Below are 997 nucleotides of genomic sequence, written 5' to 3' on the forward strand. Positions count from 1 at the left end.
GGATCAGGTTGATCGGCAGGCCCCAGATGTTGCCCTTGCGCAGCGATGCCTTGTCAGGCGCGTAACGGGCGAAATCGCAGAAATTGAGATAGAGCGCCGAGAAATAGGTGACCCAGATCGCGGCCACCGCAAACAGCGAGGTCCAGGAGCCAGGCGTGCCGGGCACGCCCGCATCCTTCGTCTTGTCCAGCAGCACGTCCATCGGGATGTCGCTGGTGAAGGCAAATCTCCCGGATTTGACACAGAGATAGATCGCCAGGATCAGCATCATCACCCACACCGCGGGGCCGGCCCAGTCCTGGAAGCGGCGGACCGTTTCCATGCCGTTCTGGATGATCAGCAATTGCAGCCCCCAGATGACCACGAAGCAGATCACCTCCAGGCCGGTATGACCGAGGAAGTGCGTGCTGGCGTTGAAATCGGCGAACCATTGCGTGCGGATCAGCAGCGCCACGATCGCGCCCGAGGCGGCGGCAGTCTGCGCGCCGTACCAGAAGCAGGCGACGACGGCGCGCACCAGCGCCGGTATGTTGGCGCCCCAGATGCCGAAAGAGGCGCGGGCAAGCACGGGGTAGGGCACGCCCGTCTTCACGCCGGCATAGCCGACCATGTTCATCAGCGCGTAGATGATCAGCGAGCCGATGCCTATGGCGATGATGAAATTGACGAAGCCGCCGCAGAACAGGAACAGACTGGCGGCAAGATAGTAGCCCCAAAGGCTGTGGACGTCCGACGTCCAGACGTTGAAGATCGAGAATGGTCCCCAGTTTCGAACTTTGGCCGGAGCCAAATCCTCGTTGTACAGATCAGGTGAAGCACCCTGTATCGTCATGGCAATGTTCCCCTTTTGCAGCACGCGCCCTCACGCGTTGGCCGCGTGCAGGTTAAGCCTGCCGCAGGGGAACCGACAAGCAACCTATTTGCCGGCTTTGGCCTTAAAGATATTCAATGAGAACTGCGATTATCGATGCAAGGCGATGGTGGGTCATCGCTGGAC

Annotated in this window: 1 protein-coding gene; it reads right to left on the reverse strand. The window is 60.4% G+C overall.

Going from position 1 to position 997, the window contains the following annotated elements; translation table 11 throughout:
- On the reverse strand, nt 1-832 hold an 832-nt coding region (locus tag ENZ75_RS32900; protein ID WP_206617168.1), incomplete at its 3' end, for a cytosine permease.
- Nucleotides 833-997 lie beyond the last annotated feature (165 nt).

It is taken from the genome of Mesorhizobium sp. M7A.F.Ca.CA.002.04.1.1 (genome assembly GCF_004022805.1).
GTDB lineage: Bacteria > Pseudomonadota > Alphaproteobacteria > Rhizobiales > Rhizobiaceae > Mesorhizobium > Mesorhizobium ciceri.